We start from the raw sequence: 17,777 nt of genomic DNA, 5'->3' as shown, positions 1-17,777 counted from the left end.
ACGTAGAGTCAGCGAATCGGATTCGTATTTGCTAAGATGGAAAAGATATACGCAAAAAGCCCAGTACCGGGAGGAGAAGGTCTTCTCAAGCACAGTTATCGTGTTGCGGACAGAATTATACAATTAAAATCCAGAATTCCCGCCCTAGCGGTCGATCTTAAAATTCCAAATTTTTGGCAGATATTGTTTTGGGCGGGTTTTTTTCATGATTTCGGAAAAATTGCTGTCGGATTTCAGAAAATGTTAAGAACGTTAAATCGGCCGGAAACTCAACCCGTCCGCCATGAAATTTTTTCTCTAGCGTTTGTACATTGGGTCTTTGATTCGGATACCCCTGAGTTTGAAAGAGTCACTTCTGCGATTGCTTCTCATCATAGGGATTTCAAGCAGACTTCGGATCGTTATATTACGGATCATTCTGAAGATAGTGGCATCCAAGAATATTGGCAGAGAGAAATTCTACGAGAGAACATTTCTCTTTTGGCAGAGTGGACATTGAAATTTCCTGAAAAAATTGCCGACAAATGTGGATTAGATTTAGGGCCGGTTCGCCCAAAAAAAATCGACATCGAAAGGACTTATTCAAATGGACCGAAAAAAATCAGGGAAGCTCTGAGTTCTTATAAGAGTTACTACGAAAAACAGAACCCTTCCAGAATAGTAAAAAAAGATCCCGCAATTAAAATAGAACTACAAAATTTTCGCAAAGAAGCAATTTGCGTTAGGGGTATCCTATTGCAAGCTGACCGATTGGCAAGTTCAAATGCTCCGCGATTGACCTCACCTGATTTCGAAAATGTCAAAATTGGAACCAAACAAAGATTATATGAACATCAGAAGAAATCGGGAGAAATTAGCGGCTCTGCGATTCTTTCCGCGCCAACAGGTTCTGGGAAAACAGAAGCCGGATTATTTTGGGCGCATAGACAACAGAGAGAGGGGCGACCAGGAGGATTGTATTATATCTTACCTTATCAAGCGAGCCTAAATGCGATGTATTTTCGGATGAGAGAAAGATATAAAATCTCAGACCAAGACATTTCACTACTTCATAGCAGAACGATTCCAGCTATTTATCGAGAACTTGTACAAGAAACAGGACCGGAAGAAGCTACTCGCCAAGCAAAGCGTAAAAAATCATTAGGAAAACTTCACCAACAGCCTTTCTGTATCGGAACTCCGTATCAGCTGCTAAGAGCTGCATTTCGTCTTCCCGGATACGAAGGGCAGTGGGCGATGATGCAAGGTGCACAAATGGTAGTAGACGAAATTCATGGATACGAACCGAAGAGACTTGGCTTACTGTTAGGTTTTTTTTCTGATCTTCGCGATCGTTGGGACGTTCGCTTTTTTTTTATGTCTGCTACTTTTCCTACCTGGTTAGCGAAAGAAGTCGAAAAAACAATCGGAGATTCTCACCGTATTCAGGCAGATTCCGCTTTATTTCAAGAATTTAGACGACATCGGCTTTGTGTCAAGGACGGGACTTTAAAGAATGAAGATTTAATTGAAGAAATTATAAATCGTATGAATGCCGGGGAACGAATACTTGTAGTTGCGAATTTAGTTTCAACTGCTAAAGAACTTGCTTTACGATTGAAGCAAGCGATCCCTCCTCGCGCTGGTCCATCGGAACAGGAAAAAGTATTGTTGCTTCATGGCCGATTTCACTCGAAAGATAGGCTAGAATTGGAATCGAAATTAATGAAGCGTATGGAAGATGAAAATACCCAAGAAGGATTCGTAGTGGTTGCAACACAGGTTGTAGAAGTAAGCCTCGACTTGGATTTCGATTGCTTGTATACCGAACCGGCACCGTTGGAGGCGTTACTACAAAGATTTGGTCGTGTAAACCGTTGGCTGAGGTTTCCTGAAAAACCTGTTTATGTGATGAAAGAAGCTGTAGACTGGAAGAAGCCTTACGATAAAGAATCCCTACTTCGAAATACGGTGGAACTATTATGCAAATTAAATGATACATTAATAGATGAAAGTGCTGCCGGAGAATATTTGGATAGACTCTATTCTTCAGAAGTTGACACAATTTTAGAAGAAGTCGAAGAAGGACGCGAGTTATACCGCAAAATAGCAGGACCAGAAACACTAAAAGCCTTCGATTCCGACCCGATGGCCATTCAGGAATTCGAACAACTTTTTGATGGAACCGAAGTTTTACCGGAATCCTGTTTAGAAGAATTTGAAAGATTATTGGATGAGGAAAAGATAGTAGAAGCCTATTCCATGCTTGTGCCTATATCGAAAAAAAGATATTATTTTCTTTGCCAAACAGGAAAAATCCGAGAACGTAAGGGGCCGGATATTTCCATTGCCTGCTGCGAATACGATTCGTTTAGCGGTCTCCAATAAGAGCTTATCGATACTTAATGATTTTTTAAATCGAAGAAGCAGCACTCACTCTAAAAACGACATAACGTGCAACCTAAATGTACTTCTCCTAACGGAAGTTTTTTCACGAAAAAATTAATATTCATCTCTCCAGTTCCGAACCTTAAAAGTGGCAGCTAATGTTTGTTATGGGACTCGGAGGAACTCACTTTAACTATTACTTCATTTGTCATAGGAAATTATGGCTCTTTTCTTCGGGAATCTCCATGGAGCATAGTTCCGATTTAGTGGAACAAGGTAACTTAATTCACGAAACCAGCTATCCCGAGAGAAGGAAGAGGTATCGGGAAGTTCTACTAACGGACATCCGAATCGATTTTTACGATCCGAAGGACAAAATCGTGCACGAAGTTAAAAAATCCCCTAGCTTTGAAGATGCGCATATTTGGCAGTTGAAATATTATATTTTTAAGTTAGAAGAGAACGGCTTGCCGGGTGTCAAAGGACTTCTGGAATATCCCAAACACAAGAGAATCAAAGAGGTGTTCCTCGATGAGTCGGATAAAGAGAAACTGTCGGAAATTACTCGCGAAATCGAATCTATTCTGGAGAGAAAAACCCCGCCGGACCGCTTACCGAAAGAAAGATGTACAAACTGCTCTTATTTTGATTTCTGCTGGGTTGCTGAATTGGAGGAAGAAGAAAAATGAAAGAAAGCATGTATCTATTCAATCCCGGGAGACTTAGTAAGAAAAATTCTACTTTGTGTTTTACAAAAGGAAGCGGGAGGGATAAGGAAGAACGATTTCTCCCGATCGAAAACATAGAAGATCTATACGTATTCGGCAGCTTGGATGGAAACAGCGCCCTCTTCAATTTTTTGGGAAAGAATCGAATTCCCATTCACTTTTTCGATTATTATGAAAATTATACGGGAAGTTTCCTCCCGAAAGACTATCTTCTTTCCGGCAAAATGTTAGTTACTCAGGCCGGCGAATACAAAAATGAAAAGAGTCGATTGCAAATAGCCAAGCAGATTGTATCCGGAGCCGGTAAAAATATCCTAAAGAATTTGCAGTATTACTCTACAAGAGGGCGGGAGGTTTCAACATTGATTTCAGAAATCGAAATTCTTGTCGAAGAAAGTTCTACCACGAATTCGGTAGCATCTTTAATGGGATATGAAGGAAATATTCGAAGAAGATACTATAACTCTTTCGAGACCATTATGAAAGAATTTCCGTTCGGATCAAGGACTCGAAATCCTCCGTCGAATGAAATCAATGCGCTGATTTCATTCGGTAATAGTCTTTGTTATAGCGTTTGTTTATCTCAGATATATCATACTCAACTCAATCCTACGATAGGATTCTTGCACGAACCAGGAGAAAGACGCTTTTCTCTCGCACTTGATATTGCAGAAATCTTTAAACCGATTTTAATTGATCGATTGATATTCAGAATGATCAATAAGAAGGAATTGCAGGAAAATGATTTCGATAAGGAATTGTTCGGCTGCTTTCTAAAACCTTCCGGAAGAGAGAAATTCATTAAAGCCTTCGACGAAAGGCTAAAAGAAACGATACAGCATAGACAATTGGAAAAGAACGTAAGCTATCGAAGATTGATTCGCCTTGAATGTTACAAGCTCGAAAAGCAGCTGCTTGGTATCGAGCTGTATAAACCGTTTGTATCTTGGTGGTGATTTATGTATGTGATTTTGGTTTATGATGTTAATGCGAAGAGAGTCGGGAAAATGTTAAAGCTCTGCAGAAAATATTTAAACTGGATTCAAAATTCGGTCTTTGAGGGAGAGATTACTCCGGCAAGATTGGAAAAACTAAAAATGGAGGCTAAGAAGATCATGAAATCTGCAGAAGATAGCATAATTTTATTTCTCAGCCGAAATGAAAAATGGCTGGAAAAGGAGATAATCGGAGTTGAAAAAATGCCGATAGACAACATTCTTTAACAATGTCGTCGATCCCCCAGGAAAATTCGGCTACCGGAGATCGACGACTTGCCCACTGCATAGACAGTTTCCAATCAAGGAATACTGAGTGTTTAAGCGGGCTTTTAATCGAACCAATCTGGAATTGAAACAAAATTCATTATACCGAAGCAAATCAAAGTCTGTATCTTTTAATCGAACCAATCTGGAATTGAAACAATATAGCGGCAGGATTACTATTTGGGAATAACGTCTTTTAATCGAACCAATCTGGAATTGAAACATCGAGGGCGGCCATTTTTGAAGTATCCAGTTTCGCTTTTAATCGAACCAATCTGGAATTGAAACTATTATTCCCAGGGGTTGAATTAACTATTACATCCCCTTTTAATCGAACCAATCTGGAATTGAAACTGACATTTCCATGCTCAGGACAAAGACAAAAAGCACTTTTAATCGAACCAATCTGGAATTGAAACCTGCAGATATTGACCCATATTTACAAGTCGCTGAACTTTTAATCGAACCAATCTGGAATTGAAACAGAACCTATCCCCGGATAATCTTGAGTTTGTAAAGGCTTTTAATCGAACCAATCTGGAATTGAAACCAATCTGAACGTGAAGAGAAAGAATTAAAAGTAGAACTTTTAATCGAACCAATCTGGAATTGAAACCATCCGCGAAACAATCAGCACAACGTGATGCGCCACTTTTAATCGAACCAATCTGGAATTGAAACTAGATTACAACTATTGTATACGATTCCGGTTAATATCTTTTAATCGAACCAATCTGGAATTGAAACGCGTCGTCTCCGCGTAGAAACGCTCGGGCCTTAATCTTTTAATCGAACCAATCTGGAATTGAAACTCGACATCATTTGTTCCATTTTCTGGGAATGCTTCACTTTTAATCGAACCAATCTGGAATTGAAACACTAACGGTTGTGAATATGTAATTGGATCTTGATTACTTTTAATCGAACCAATCTGGAATTGAAACAGTTTTACCGAATGGAGAGATTGCGATGATAAAACCCTTTTAATCGAACCAATCTGGAATTGAAACCAAATATTGAATATGCAGCATCTTCGGGACCCCCGCTTTTAATCGAACCAATCTGGAATTGAAACTTTACTGAACACCAACCAATATTATGATGATCAAATCTTTTAATCGAACCAATCTGGAATTGAAACGAAATTGCTTTGGAAGAGAATAATCATTATTTTTCACTTTTAATCGAACCAATCTGGAATTGAAACTATCTATTTCTTCATCTTCATCTTCATCTTCATCTTCATCTTCATCTTTGTCATCTTTTAATCGAACCAATCTGGAATTGAAACGCCGATCAGCGCGGGAACGATTCAGTTTCGTGAGCCCTTTTAATCGAACCAATCTGGAATTGAAACCGGAAAAAGATTCAATGAACTAAGACCATTGATCAACTTTTAATCGAACCAATCTGGAATTGAAACCTGCTGGAACTTGTCCGCTGGCAATGGCTCTACCGCTTTTAATCGAACCAATCTGGAATTGAAACTTCAAAACTTTAATCTATATTATCGTCTTGGCATGCTTTTAATCGAACCAATCTGGAATTGAAACCTATCTCCTCCGCTTCAAATCAACGCGTTATTTTATCTAACCTAGTTACGTTTTAGGAGACACTTTTTAAGCAATTCTTTCTTCAAATTCCAGTGGACTCACGTATCCTAAAAAGGAGTAAGACCTTTGTCTATTATAAAATACTTCTATATGATCAAAGAATGCAGATGTAGCCTCTTCGATACTATAGAAGACGTTATATTCCATTTCTCTTTTAAGGGAAATGAAGAAAGACTCAGCCACAGCGTTGTCCCAACAATTTCCTTTTCTACTATTGCTTCTCCTGATTTTATTTGATAACAGAAGTCCACGAACTTCACGAGAACAGTAATTAGAACCACGGTCTGAGTGGAAGATTAAACCCTTGCTTGGATTTCTGGATTCGATTGCCTTCTTGAGCGTACTAAGAACAAGTCCGGAATCATTCCTTTTGCTCAGAGACCAACCAACCACTTTTCTCGAATACAAGTCTATGATCACGCAAAGGTAAAACCAACCCGAGAGACATCTTATGAACGTTACGTCGGATACCCAGCGCTGGTTCTTAGAGACTGCCTTAAAATCACGCTTTATCAAGTCCGGGGCAATTCGTTCTGAATGATCCGAATCTGTTGTAAATATCCTAAATCGTTTCTCTTGTTTCCCTCGTATATTGCATAATTTCATCAATTTACGGACTTTCCTCGCTCCATAAGGAAGAGAGGCTTTTTTGACTTCACCTAAAATACGAACTAAACCATAGTTCCTTTTGCTCTTCAGCCATGTCTCGTGAACGAAATTAATTACTACCGGGTCAAACTTATCCAATTCGTTTCTACAACGTTTTAGATACTTATAATAGTTCGTTCGAGATACATCCAACGCTTCCGCCATGCTCCTGATCCGAAATTCTTTTCGGTGAGTTTCCATAAACTCTAATTTGGGTTTTGTTCCCGGGAGAGCATGGCTGCAAACTTTTTTAGGATAGCTACTTCCTCTTTAAGTTTAAGATTCTCTTTCCGAACCCTTTTTAATTCTTCGCTTTCTTTGATCTGCTACATGTAAGAAAAGATGATTATCTTGTCTTGCCAATGAATACTCCAGATGATCTTTTACCGGCCTTTTTAGAATACCCAAGAAAATTTCTATAGAATGACTCTTTACAAGCATGAATAACGGTTCAATTTGTTCGATTTTATATCTGCTTCCAGTCTCATTTGGCTCCGGAATCAAGATTTAGTATAACTTCGATCATTTTAGGTTTCCTAACTTCTTTATTCATAAAATATTTCATACCGATATTTTATGAAGGAGGATAAGATACTGAAATATTAGTAATGAACGATATACGAAATAAGATTCTATAATTAAATTGAAAAGAAAAAAACATATTTGTGTAAAATTTAATCCACTGGAAAGTATGCAAAATTTCAATTGTTAGGATTGTCGGAGGAAATCTAATCCAAATTGGATATCTTCAAGGTGCTTCCAATCTATCTGGCGACTTATCCCGCGCCCAGAGCCATATCCATACCCGCAATTTGGGGGAACTCCCCTTCAGGCAGAAGGCTGAGGACAGAGGACTGAAGACAGAACATCGACAAGCGGAGATTCCATGTTCTATGGAAAGATTCCTGTGTTATAGGGGATTTTCTTCCGCCGCAGCTGCCTTTCCGACATCGAGCAGCTTCTGTCTAGCGTGAGCGAGGCGAACGCGTCTGTCCTCAGTCTTCAGTCCTCTGAAAGACGGACGCTATTTTTTTCAGTTTATATCGCTTTACTGATTTTTCCGATTTTAAACTCATAGAATGGGAAGGGCAGAATATGGATTATAACCTTTTTCAAAGATTATTTCGGTCCTCCTCGATTCGTATTTTAAGAAAGGACAACGCCCCCTTTATCATATATTTTTTGGAAAAATATTTCAGGGGTTCCGGCAGAACCTTCGTCCCTTTCGAGGAACTGAAAATATTACTGCGCCATGAATTGGAGAACCTTCGAGAACTCCAAGATACTTCCTTCTTGAGAAGTGCGGAAGTCTATATAAACGAATGGGTCAATGAAAATTTTCTCTCTCGCAGGATTCGATCCTCCGAAGAATTCGAGGAAATTATAGTAGAGCCCAGCAGTGAATTAGAAAAAGTATTTTCTTGGATGGAGGACCTTCGTTCCTTAGAAGATCGGGAGGCAGTCGGAACGGAATCCCGCTTCTTTTCCGTTATGAGTAAGTTGAAGGAGATCGTTGAGGAAAGCGTTTCCGATCCGAAGGAAAAAATCAGGCAACTTGAATCCAAAAGAAAGGATTTGGACGAACAAATTCAAAAATTAAAAGAAGGCGAAGACGTATCCACTTTTCCGAGCGAAAGGATTCGCGGTCAATATCTGTATGCGCGAAAGGAAGCCCTAACTCTGCTTTCCGACTTTCGTCAAGTGGAAGGCAATTTTACCGAGATAACGAAACTGATTCACAAAAAGTATTTAGAGGTCGTCCAAAAAGGGGAAATTTTGCAATTTGCTTTGGATGGTGACGAGGAGTTACTTCAATCCGAACAGGGCAGAAGTTTTCAGGCTTTCTGGGATTTTCTTAGATCGGAACAAAGTCAGGAAAATTTTGAGAACATATTAAATTCTTTATATTCATTAAAAGATATCCTTGCCCTAGACGACGGAAAATTTTTTCGAAGTTTTAGACGTAATGTAAGAGAGGCTGGATCAAGAGTAAACGGGGTTGTTTCGAGAATGTCAGAACAACTCAAAAAAAGTCTCGTGGAACGTACGCTTCGAGATAATCGAAAGTCTAAGGAGATTATTTCAGAAATCAAACATCTTGTCTTGGAGGCGAAAATCGATCTTTCGGAAGAAAATTTTTATTCTGTGGAGGAAATGTCGGTTCATCTTCCTATGGACAGACCTCTTTGGAAAGGAGATCCGGTCGATACGTTACGATATATTCAGGTATCCCGAGCAGAAGAGGAGCAAATTTCTTCGGATTTTCTAGATTCGATACGAGGAATCAATTTTGAAATTTACGAAAAACGAATTCAAACACTTCTTCGCAGCTTTCCGGAGGTTTCTTTGGAAAAAGTTTTGGCAGAGTTTTCGGAGGATATCGGATTTGAAAGTATCGTGGCGTATATTTCCATAGCAAGTAGAGGGGAACATCACTCGCTACATGATTCTGAAACGTTCCTGTGTTTTCCTTCTTTTGCGGAAGATAACCAGCGGGCATATCGAGTTCCCAAGGGTGTTTATAGAGTAGGCAAGCATGGATAAACTTCTTCCGTATTCGATAGCCGTTTTAAAACTTTTGAAAGGTTCCATCGGGATCGATTCGGATCCGAAGGTTTGGGAAAATCTCGTTACTTACGAAAAACAAGTGCGGGAATACTTCGAAAAAATCGGAATATTTCTGCACTTGGATCGAGAAGACGGTTATGCCTTTTTGCGTCAAACTTCCGATGAAGATGAAATCGAGCAGGAGGTAAAGCTCCCCGTCTTAACGAGAAAAGTGGCTTTGACAAAGGAAGAAACCTTGTTTCTTGTCTTACTCAGAGAGTCTATTATCGAAATGGAAGAGAAAGATCCGTCCGGGTCTATTATTATCAGAAAAGAAGAATTATCGGACCGTATTCGTCCGTTCTTTCCGGATTCTTCCGATGAAGTGGATACTCAAAAAAAGTTCGAAAGACTGCTTCGCAAATCGGAGGATCTAGGTTTTATGAAACAACTCGACTCCGAAACGTTACGCGTAGAAAAAATCTTAAAAGCAAAGATCACGGTATCCGAACTGGACAGATTACGTATTAAGTTCAAACAAGGATCGGAATAAATAATGGCGGATTTATTTTCTCCCGGCGAAATTGCATTCAATACCGGGTATAGACTCAAGTCATTGGAGATTTTAAATTGGGGAACGTTCCATGGCAAAATCTGGAAATTAAATGCGGAAGGAGAGACTTTTCTTTTAACCGGATTGAACGGATCCGGTAAGTCGACCTTGGTAGATGCGATCCTTACTTTACTTGTTCCGTCTACAAAAAGAAATTATAATTTAGCATCCGGGTTGGAGAGTAAAAAGAGGGATAGATCTGAAAAATCATATGTGGAAGGACATTACGACCGGTCTTCATCCGGTAGCGAGGGCATTCTTAAAATTCGAGGAAAACAGGAAGAATGTTATTCCGTTCTTTCCGCCGTCTTCGATGCGAAAGGAAAATTTCCCTCCGTTAGGATCGCTCAAATCTTCTGGTTTGAATCCGGGGAATTAAGGAGAATTTATCTTATTTCCGAAGCGAGTTTGGATTTTGAAAAGGATTTGGTATTAAGAAACAGAACCATCAAGGAACTTCGATCCGATCTAAAAAATCTGGGAGCCAGGCTATACGATAATTTTAAGGCTTACGGAGTGGATTTTAGAAAAGCGGTGGGCCTGGAATCGGAAAAAGCGATCGATCTTTTCAATCAGATCGTGGCGATTAAATCACTCGGTGTTTTGAACGAATTTGTTCGAGAGCATATGCTCGAAGCGAGGGATAAAAGATCCAGGATCGATGAACTGGATAGAAATTTTTCCGATCTAAATGAAACATATGAAGCCATTCTGAGTGCAAGAGAGCAGTTGCGGCTTTTGGAGCCTATAGAAAAAAAAGCATTCGAATACGGGGACTGGAAGAATAAGGCCGAAGAGATTCAGGATTTAATCTCATTTACGCCTCAGTATTTTACTCAGAAAAAATACGAACTTCATAAAATTAAAGAGCAGGATTATATCCACGATCTATCTCGCGTTCAGGACCGGCTAAAGGAATTAAATTCTTTAACGGAATCCTTGAAAGAAGAAGAGCGAGCGTTGTACTATTCGTTGGAAAATAACGACACTCAGAAACGAATTTCCGATTTGAAAAGAAAGTTTGAGGACATTCAGTCAAATCTGAATAGACGCCGTATCGAACGGAAAAAATATTCCGAGTATCTTCTTAAGCTCGATTTGGAGGATGTATTAATCGAGGAAACTTTCTATTCGAATGTCCGCAAAGCCGGTGATAAATTTTCGAATTCCGCTTCGGCCCGAGAGGAAATTAGGAGCCGTCTAGCGGATTTAAAGGTTCAGTGGAAGGAATCCGAATCCGAATTCAATTCGGTCCAGTCAGAATTGGAATATCTTAAAAAGAATCCGGAGAATCTTCCCAGGTACGTGTCTTCCATGAGGGAAAGGATTTCCGACGCCATAGGAATTCCCCCAAAAAAGTTTCCATTTATTTGCGAGCTTATCCGAGTAAAAGAATCGGAGAAGGAATGGACCGGCGCTTTGGAAAGATTACTTCATAATTTCGGCTTACGCATGTTAGTTGCGGAAGAGGACTTTGAGAAATTTTCCTCGTATGTGAATTCTTCTGATTTGAATGGAAAACTTGTTTTTTCCAAAATGGTAACTTCAACGGGTCCTATATTGCATCCGAAGGATAAGGATGAGGTTTTTTATAAACTCGAAATCAAGCCTTCCTTAACGAAATTTCAGAAAGAATGGTTGGAAGCGCAGATTCTGAGAGAATTCGGACATATCTGCGGAGATCTACAACGTCTGAAAAAAGAAGAAAAAGCTCTTACCAAACAAGGCCTGGTCAAGTCGGGCAAAATCCGCCACGAGAAGGATGACCGTAAAAATATAAACGACGCTAGAAACTATATTCTAGGTTGGAATAATCAGGAAAAAATTGCGGCTCTCGAGTCCGACTTCGCGCGGTTAGGTCAGGAGATATACAAGATCGAGGCGAATATCGAGAAAGTGAAAGAAGACGAAACGCGGAACGATGTTTTACGCGATGATCTGAAATCTTTTCTAAGGTTTGAGCAATTCTCCCAAATCGACGATCAAAGTTTGGAAGAACCGCTTGAAAGAACCCGAAAGGAGATCCAAGAATTAGAAGTTCTTTCGGAGGAATACGGCAAGTTAAAAGAACAATATGAATCCGCAAAGGCTCGCTTTTCCGAGGCAGAAGGCAGGGAAAAAGAAACCACCAAGGAATTTACTCTTTTAGAAGAACGACTCTCTAATTTAAGAAAGGAAATGGAAGACTTAACGTTCAGAATGAAAGAATTCGATCCCGAACGATCGGTTCGTTTGGAGCCGGTTTTAAAGGAACGTCTCGGTGATATTATTTTTAACCTGGAATCGATTTCCGAGAAAGAACGAAAGTTTTCCGAGGACTTTGTTAAGGAAAGAGCCTATTTCCGGGAGAAAATGGATTTTATCGCAGAAGAATTAAACAAGGGTATGGATCGTTATGTAAAACGATTTAGGGAAGACGCCGACCGTGAAGAATTATCGGTGTCCATCTCGAATGTCGCTGGGTTCGCGAAATTAACGGAAAGGATTCGTAAAGATAGGCTCCCCGAGTTCCAGGAAAAATTCCGGAGTATGATGTCGGATAAGGTCGCTAAGCAAATTTTGGAATTTAAAGCGGAACTCGAGGATGATGTTACGGAAATCAAGATTCGGATAGATGATCTGAACAAATCTTTACGTTATCTAGATTATTCTAAAGGTAAATCCTATATTCAAATCAGGTACTTCGAGACAAAAGATCGGGAAATTATTGGTAGTACTGGTTTCAAAGAATTATTACGGGATAGTATTCCCGATATGGGAGACAATTCCAATAACGAGGAAAAATTTTCCAGGATCCGAGAGTTGCTCGGGAAATTAAAGGGAGAAAATGGCTCCGATCGTTGGTCCCGGTTCGTAACGGATCCCAGAAATTGGTTGGATTTCCAGGCGGCAGAATTCCAAAGGGATACGGACGAGATCATCCGGATTTATGATTCTTCGGCGGGTAAATCGGGTGGCCAAACCGTTAAACTTGCGTATACGGTCCTTGCTTCCGCGATCGCTTACCAGTTTAAAATTCGAGAACCGAATTCGTTTCGTTTTGTGGTTATCGACGAAATGTTTAATAATTTGGACAATGAAAATTCTAGGTATGCAATGGATCTTTTCCGTCAATTGGGTTTGCAATTATTAGTCGTGACTCCGATGGATAAGATTGCGGTGGTAGAGCCGTACGTGCAGAGCGTGTATTTTGTGAAAAACAATTCTGACGGCAACGAATCCAAGGTCTATCCGATTACAAAGGAAAAATTACATTCGGAAGAAGAAGGCATGGACGATCGAAAAGCCGGAAATTTCTGATTCATGATTTCTCCGGATGAAATTCGTAAAAAATGTTTATCATACTATCATGAAGTTTTGAACCATGTAATCCTGGGCGAGGTATCTTTTCCTTGGGAAATTCCGGCGGGAAAAGCGGACCCGGAAGAGGTAATACGCGACTCGTCTTTATTAGAAAAATTAAAAGAAGAATCCAAAGAAAAAAAAGGATTCGGATTCCTGTTAGTTTCTTTTCAAAGGGAAACAAGAAAATTCGGGACCCAGACTCTTCCATCGAAAATACTGTTTGAAGAGGAAAATGATTTTTTACGTTTTTTGCGTAAGGAAGAGGAATTTTCGTCTTATCGATCGGATTGCAACCTTATCCTATCCAAAATTCCCGGACTTAAGGAGTGGATATTGAAAAATCCCTCTCTTGTAATCGAAGAATCGGGAAATTGGGAAGATCTTCTTACGGTTTGTCGCTTTTTTATAAAAAACCCGAGACCTGAGTTATACATTCGTGAATTACCTATTCCTGTTTCTACAAAATTTATCGAAGAAAATAAAAAAGTGCTTAGAAACCTTTTGGATTTTTTAATTCCGGAGAATATCGATTTGGAAGGAAAGGATTTCGAATCCCGATACGGATTGAAAAAGACGGAAGCTTTGGTTCGTTTCCGTATATTGGATCCGAAAATCGCCCAGGAATCTAGCGGTGGATTATTGGATATAAGTATTCCGATCTCCGAATTTCGCAATCTACATCTAGCCGGATGTCACCGTGTTTTTATCCTGGAGAATAAGACGAATTTTTCTAATATCGATAATTTCCTGACTTTCCCGAAGCTTTCGGGAGCGATTGCCGTTTTCGGAAAAGGATATGGTCTTGGAATTCTTAAGGACTGCATTTGGATGGACAAAATGGAGATCTTGTATTGGGGAGACATAGACGTCCAAGGATTTGAAATCCTGTCTTTACTAAGAGAGCAGTATTTCCAGACTAAATCCTTTCTGATGGATAAGGAAACTTTCGTAAGATTTCGGAATTTTGCGGTAGATGGAGTTTATTCTAAGTCTTCCAAATTGGATTACTTGACGGAATCCGAAAAGGAACTTTGCGAATATCTAAGGTCCTTAGGATCCAAAAATCGTTTGGAGCAAGAGCGAATTCCCCATGAGTATATTAAAGAAAAATTATTCTATTTATAGATCATTATATTTTTAAAATGACCCCTTAGCAGGCGACTGAAGACGGACGCGTTCGCTTTGCTCATGCTGGACTGAAGCTGCTCGGTATAGGAAAGGCAACAGGGGTAGAGGAAAAATCCACTGTTAACGTAAGAATCTTTCTCTAGAACCTGGAAACTCTGCTCGTCAATGACCTGTCTTCCGTCTGCTCTGTTTCGAAGCAAACCGGTGAAAAACGGAGAGAGTGACCGGCACATAAAGTAGACTCCCAAATGTGCCGAATCCAAGCCCCCAACCAAGAGCCAAAGTCATAGGAACCAGGACCGGATCCGTTCCTCCTAGCCCGTAGGCCGTCGGAAGGATTCCGGCAACCGTCGTAAGCGTTGTTAAAAGAATCGGGCGAAATCTTCTTCGACTTGCTTCCAGCAGAATTTCGTCCATAGAATCCGAGGATCCTTTTTGAATCGAATCGATACAATCCACAAGAACGATGGATGCGTTTACAAGCACGCCGGCGAGTCCGATAATTCCGATCATTGCAAGGAAGCTGATCGACTTACCTGAAAGGGGAAACCCGAGTACGATTCCCATGATTCCTAGCGGAATCGTACTCAGAATCAGAAACGGTTTCCAAAAATTCTGCATCGTCAAAGCCAAAATGGCAAAAATTCCGAACAAGGCCAAGAGACCCGCTTTTCCTAAAGATTCCATGGATCTTTGCGTATCCTTCTCTTCCCCGCCGAATACCAGCGAAACTCCGGGATATTGACGTTCGATCAAAGGTTTAAAGACTTCGATAATTTTCGAATTCGCTTCGTGGGCCGTAATCTGATCGATTTTAATTTCGGCATTCACCGTGATTGCCCTTTCAAACTCGCGATGAGATAGAAGTTCCGGAGAATCCACCAGCTCCATTTTGGAGATTTTGGACAAATGAGTGATGTTTCCGGCTTTATTCCGCAACGGAATATGTTTGATCTCGTCCGGATTTTTTCTAAAATCCTTATCGTACACGACTCGAAGGTAAATCTTAGTTCTTCCCTTTCTTACCGTTCCGGCCCGTTCCCCGTCGTACGCCGTTCGAAGCATATTTGCCGCGGCAAACGTGGAAACTCCGGTAAAGCTTTCCAAGCCTTCGTCCAACCGAACCTGTAGCTGTTTACGACCGTACCGATAATCGTCTCTAACCGAATGCACGCCCGGAATCGTCTTCAGAAAAGTCTGCAATTCCCCGGAAACTTTCGTCAAATCCTTATAATCTTTTCCTAATATTGATACGGTAATCGGCGCACCGATCGGAGGGGCTGCTCCGAATTCCTCCATATAAACGTCCACTAAACTAGGAGTCTTACGAAAATCTGATTCCAGAGAAGCAAGGATTTCTCCCGCCTTTCGTTTCCTTTCCGATTCGGGGGTCAGATAAACCAAAATCACGCCTAGATTTTCCCCGTATCGTGAAAGCGGATCTTCCGGATCGGTTTGTTGAACTCCGATTTTAATGGAATAGCTCACGAGTTCGTCCGGCGGAATACTCTGAATGATTGTCTCCATGTATTTCATTTTTTCCCTAGTTTGATAGATTCGAAACGAGCTGGGAAATTCCGCTTTGACGGTAAAAATTTCTATATCTTCCTTAGGGAAAAGAATGAACTTCATCCGGCTCAACGCAACGAACGAGGCCAGGATCAAAATCAAGATGATTACGAAAGAGGAATATTTATGATGCAACGTAAAGGCTACGAAGTCCGAAAAGCGCTCCTCCATTCTATGAAAGAAAGCGTCCAAGGTTTTTCTAAAACCGGTCGTCCGCTTTAATTGGTCCGGAGTTTTGGCGAATGCGGTAATCCGCGCCGGCAAAAATAAAAAGGATTCTATCAAGCTAGCAGTCAGAGCGACGATTACGACGAGAGGAATTTGCCAAACGAACTTTCCCATGATGCCGGACATGAAAAGCATGGGAAGAAACGCGGCAACCGTTGTGAGGTATGATCCGAAAATCGGAACAAGCATTTCTAGAGTTCCCTTAACGGATGCGGTAAACGAATCCATGTTCTTGCCTAGATATGTGTAAATGTTCTCCGAGATCACGATCGAGTTGTCGACGAGCATTCCGAGAGCGATGATCAATCCCATCATGGAAATCATATTGAAGGATACGTCGAAGAAAGGAAGCACGGCAAAGGTCATCAACATGGAAATGGGAAGCGATAAGGAAGTAATTGTAGCCGTCCTGAAATCCAGGAAAAGAAACAAGATACCGAAAACGATGCAAAATCCGATTAAGGCATTATTGGAAACGATATCCAAACGCTTACTAGTCCGCTTTGCTTCGTCGCTTAACGTCACCGTTTTAATTTCAGGCGGAGCCGTTTTTTTCAATTCGGCCAAACGTTTTCGCACATGATCGGCTACATCAATCGCGTCTGCTCTCTCCTTTTTGACTACGGAGAGAATCAGGCCTTGTTTCCCGTTCGCGATCGCGAGAAACCTGGGATATTCGAAAGTATCTTCGACTCGAGCAAGACTTCCCAATTCGACTTTGGAAAAAAGATCGTTGGTGCGAATCGGAATTTTATAGATATCCGATGGATTTCTAAATTCTCCGTCGATTCTAAGGTCGAACGCCGTTTCGGAATCCACGGACCCGGCCGGTAAATTCACATTCCGATTTCGAATCGCGGTGGTAATGTCGGAAAGATCCAATTGATATTGTTTCAATCGATTCGCGTTCACCAATATCTGCCATTCGCGATCCCGCTTTCCGAAGACATCCACACGAGCCACTCCGGAAATTTTTTCTAGCTCTCTCTCCAAAAACTCCGCCGTCGTATGTAGCTCGATTTCGTCTTTCCCTCCAAAGACGGAAAATTCCAAAACAGGATACGAACTCGATTTTCTTTCTATGATTTTCGGTTTTTCGGTGACTTGAGGCGGAAATTCCGAAATCGCATTGTCAACCGCACGGCGAATCTCGTCTAAAATTTTTTCAGGGTCCTTTTCTTCCAGACTAACCCGAACATCTATATCCGACGCAGAATTCCTGGAAAAAGAACGTATTTCGTCGATTCCGTCAATTTCCTTAATTTTCTCTTCGATCGGATATGTGACCCGAAGCTCCACATCGGCCGGTGCCGCTCCCGGAAACTTCGTCGTAATTACGAGCTGCTTCATGTCCACATTTGGAAATGTGTCCCGACGCAAGCCTAACAAAGATACGATTCCCGCTAGGAAAACAAAGCTGGTTCCTAGATAGAAAAATAATCGGTTCTTAATAAACGATTCTATAATTGCTCTCATTCGTTCCTAATTCCGGCGGTCTGTTTGGCAAAACTGACAAAAACCGCGGTGAGGTCAAGGGAAGGAAGAAACAAAGGCAGCAAATTTAAAAGACCGGATTCTAACGAAATCGAAATTCAAATTTTTAATTGTATCTCGAATCGCTGAGATTCAAGGAAGATTCTACGGATAGTTAGCTATTAGATAGAAAGCGAAGAAGGGCTGATATCTGCAATAGGCAGTCATAACCTTACCCGCAAGATCAGCCAGAGGA

At 40.7% G+C, this 17,777-nt stretch carries 9 protein-coding genes, 1 pseudogene and 1 CRISPR repeat array; of the genes and pseudogenes, 8 read left to right on the top strand and 2 right to left on the bottom strand.

Annotated elements, in window-relative coordinates; genetic code table 11:
- The first annotated feature begins 36 nt into the window (after positions 1–36).
- The 4 genes from LEP1GSC047_RS11975 (at position 37) to cas2 (ending at position 4,318) form a co-directional block, all read left to right on the top strand.
- Complete coding sequence (locus LEP1GSC047_RS11975; RefSeq protein ID WP_010413199.1) at positions 37–2,367, top strand: CRISPR-associated helicase/endonuclease Cas3; 2,331 nt, start codon at positions 37–39, stop codon at positions 2,365–2,367.
- A gap of 158 nt (positions 2,368–2,525) precedes the next feature.
- Positions 2,526–3,056: a CRISPR-associated protein Cas4 gene (gene cas4, locus LEP1GSC047_RS11970; protein WP_219728798.1), complete on the top strand. Its 531-nt coding sequence runs from the start codon at positions 2,526–2,528 to the stop codon at positions 3,054–3,056.
- A complete protein-coding gene (cas1b, locus tag LEP1GSC047_RS11965) occupies positions 3,053–4,051 on the top strand; it encodes a type I-B CRISPR-associated endonuclease Cas1b (RefSeq protein ID WP_010413203.1) in 999 nt (332 codons plus the stop codon). The genes cas4 and cas1b overlap by 4 nt, the downstream gene beginning before the upstream one ends.
- Before the next feature lie 3 nt (positions 4,052–4,054).
- Positions 4,055–4,318, top strand: coding sequence for a CRISPR-associated endonuclease Cas2 (gene cas2, locus LEP1GSC047_RS11960; RefSeq protein WP_010413205.1), 264 nt, complete (start codon positions 4,055–4,057; stop codon positions 4,316–4,318).
- A 101-nt stretch (positions 4,319–4,419) separates the two neighbouring features.
- Positions 4,420–5,910: a CRISPR direct-repeat array (repeat unit 30 nt; unit sequence CTTTTAATCGAACCAATCTGGAATTGAAAC).
- 66 nt (positions 5,911–5,976) lie between these two features.
- On the opposite strand, the pseudogene LEP1GSC047_RS11955 reads toward cas2, so the two are convergent.
- Positions 5,977–6,944 (bottom strand): annotated as a pseudogene (locus LEP1GSC047_RS11955) (IS3 family transposase); the annotation flags it as partial.
- Positions 6,945–7,713: 769 nt separating this feature from the next.
- On the opposite strand from LEP1GSC047_RS11955, the gene LEP1GSC047_RS11945 reads away from it, so the two are divergent.
- The 4 genes from LEP1GSC047_RS11945 to LEP1GSC047_RS11930 are packed head-to-tail and all read left to right on the top strand — an operon-like array spanning position 7,714 to position 14,248.
- Positions 7,714–9,162, top strand: a complete 1,449-nt coding sequence (locus LEP1GSC047_RS11945) for a DUF3375 family protein (RefSeq protein ID WP_010413214.1) — start codon at positions 7,714–7,716, stop codon at positions 9,160–9,162.
- Positions 9,155–9,718: a DUF4194 domain-containing protein gene (locus LEP1GSC047_RS11940; protein ID WP_010413217.1), complete on the top strand. Its 564-nt coding sequence runs from the start codon at positions 9,155–9,157 to the stop codon at positions 9,716–9,718. Before LEP1GSC047_RS11945 ends, LEP1GSC047_RS11940 begins: the two co-directional genes overlap by 8 nt.
- 3 nt (positions 9,719–9,721) lie before the next feature.
- Positions 9,722–13,078: an ATP-binding protein gene (locus LEP1GSC047_RS11935; protein ID WP_010413219.1), complete on the top strand. Its 3,357-nt coding sequence runs from the start codon at positions 9,722–9,724 to the stop codon at positions 13,076–13,078.
- A gap of 3 nt (positions 13,079–13,081) precedes the next feature.
- Positions 13,082–14,248: a Wadjet anti-phage system protein JetD domain-containing protein gene (locus LEP1GSC047_RS11930; RefSeq protein ID WP_010413221.1), complete on the top strand. Its 1,167-nt coding sequence runs from the start codon at positions 13,082–13,084 to the stop codon at positions 14,246–14,248.
- A gap of 165 nt (positions 14,249–14,413) precedes the next feature.
- Here the strand turns inward: LEP1GSC047_RS11930 and LEP1GSC047_RS11925 are convergent, their stop codons facing one another.
- Entirely contained in the window at positions 14,414–17,524 is a 3,111-nt protein-coding gene (locus tag LEP1GSC047_RS11925; RefSeq protein WP_010413223.1) for an efflux RND transporter permease subunit, read from the bottom strand.
- Between the last annotated feature and the right edge of the window lie 253 nt (positions 17,525–17,777).

The sequence above is a fragment of the Leptospira inadai serovar Lyme str. 10 genome (assembly GCF_000243675.2).
In the GTDB taxonomy this organism is placed as follows: Bacteria; Spirochaetota; Leptospiria; order Leptospirales; family Leptospiraceae; genus Leptospira_B; species Leptospira_B inadai.
This window is presented reverse-complemented; position numbering and strand designations above follow the sequence as displayed.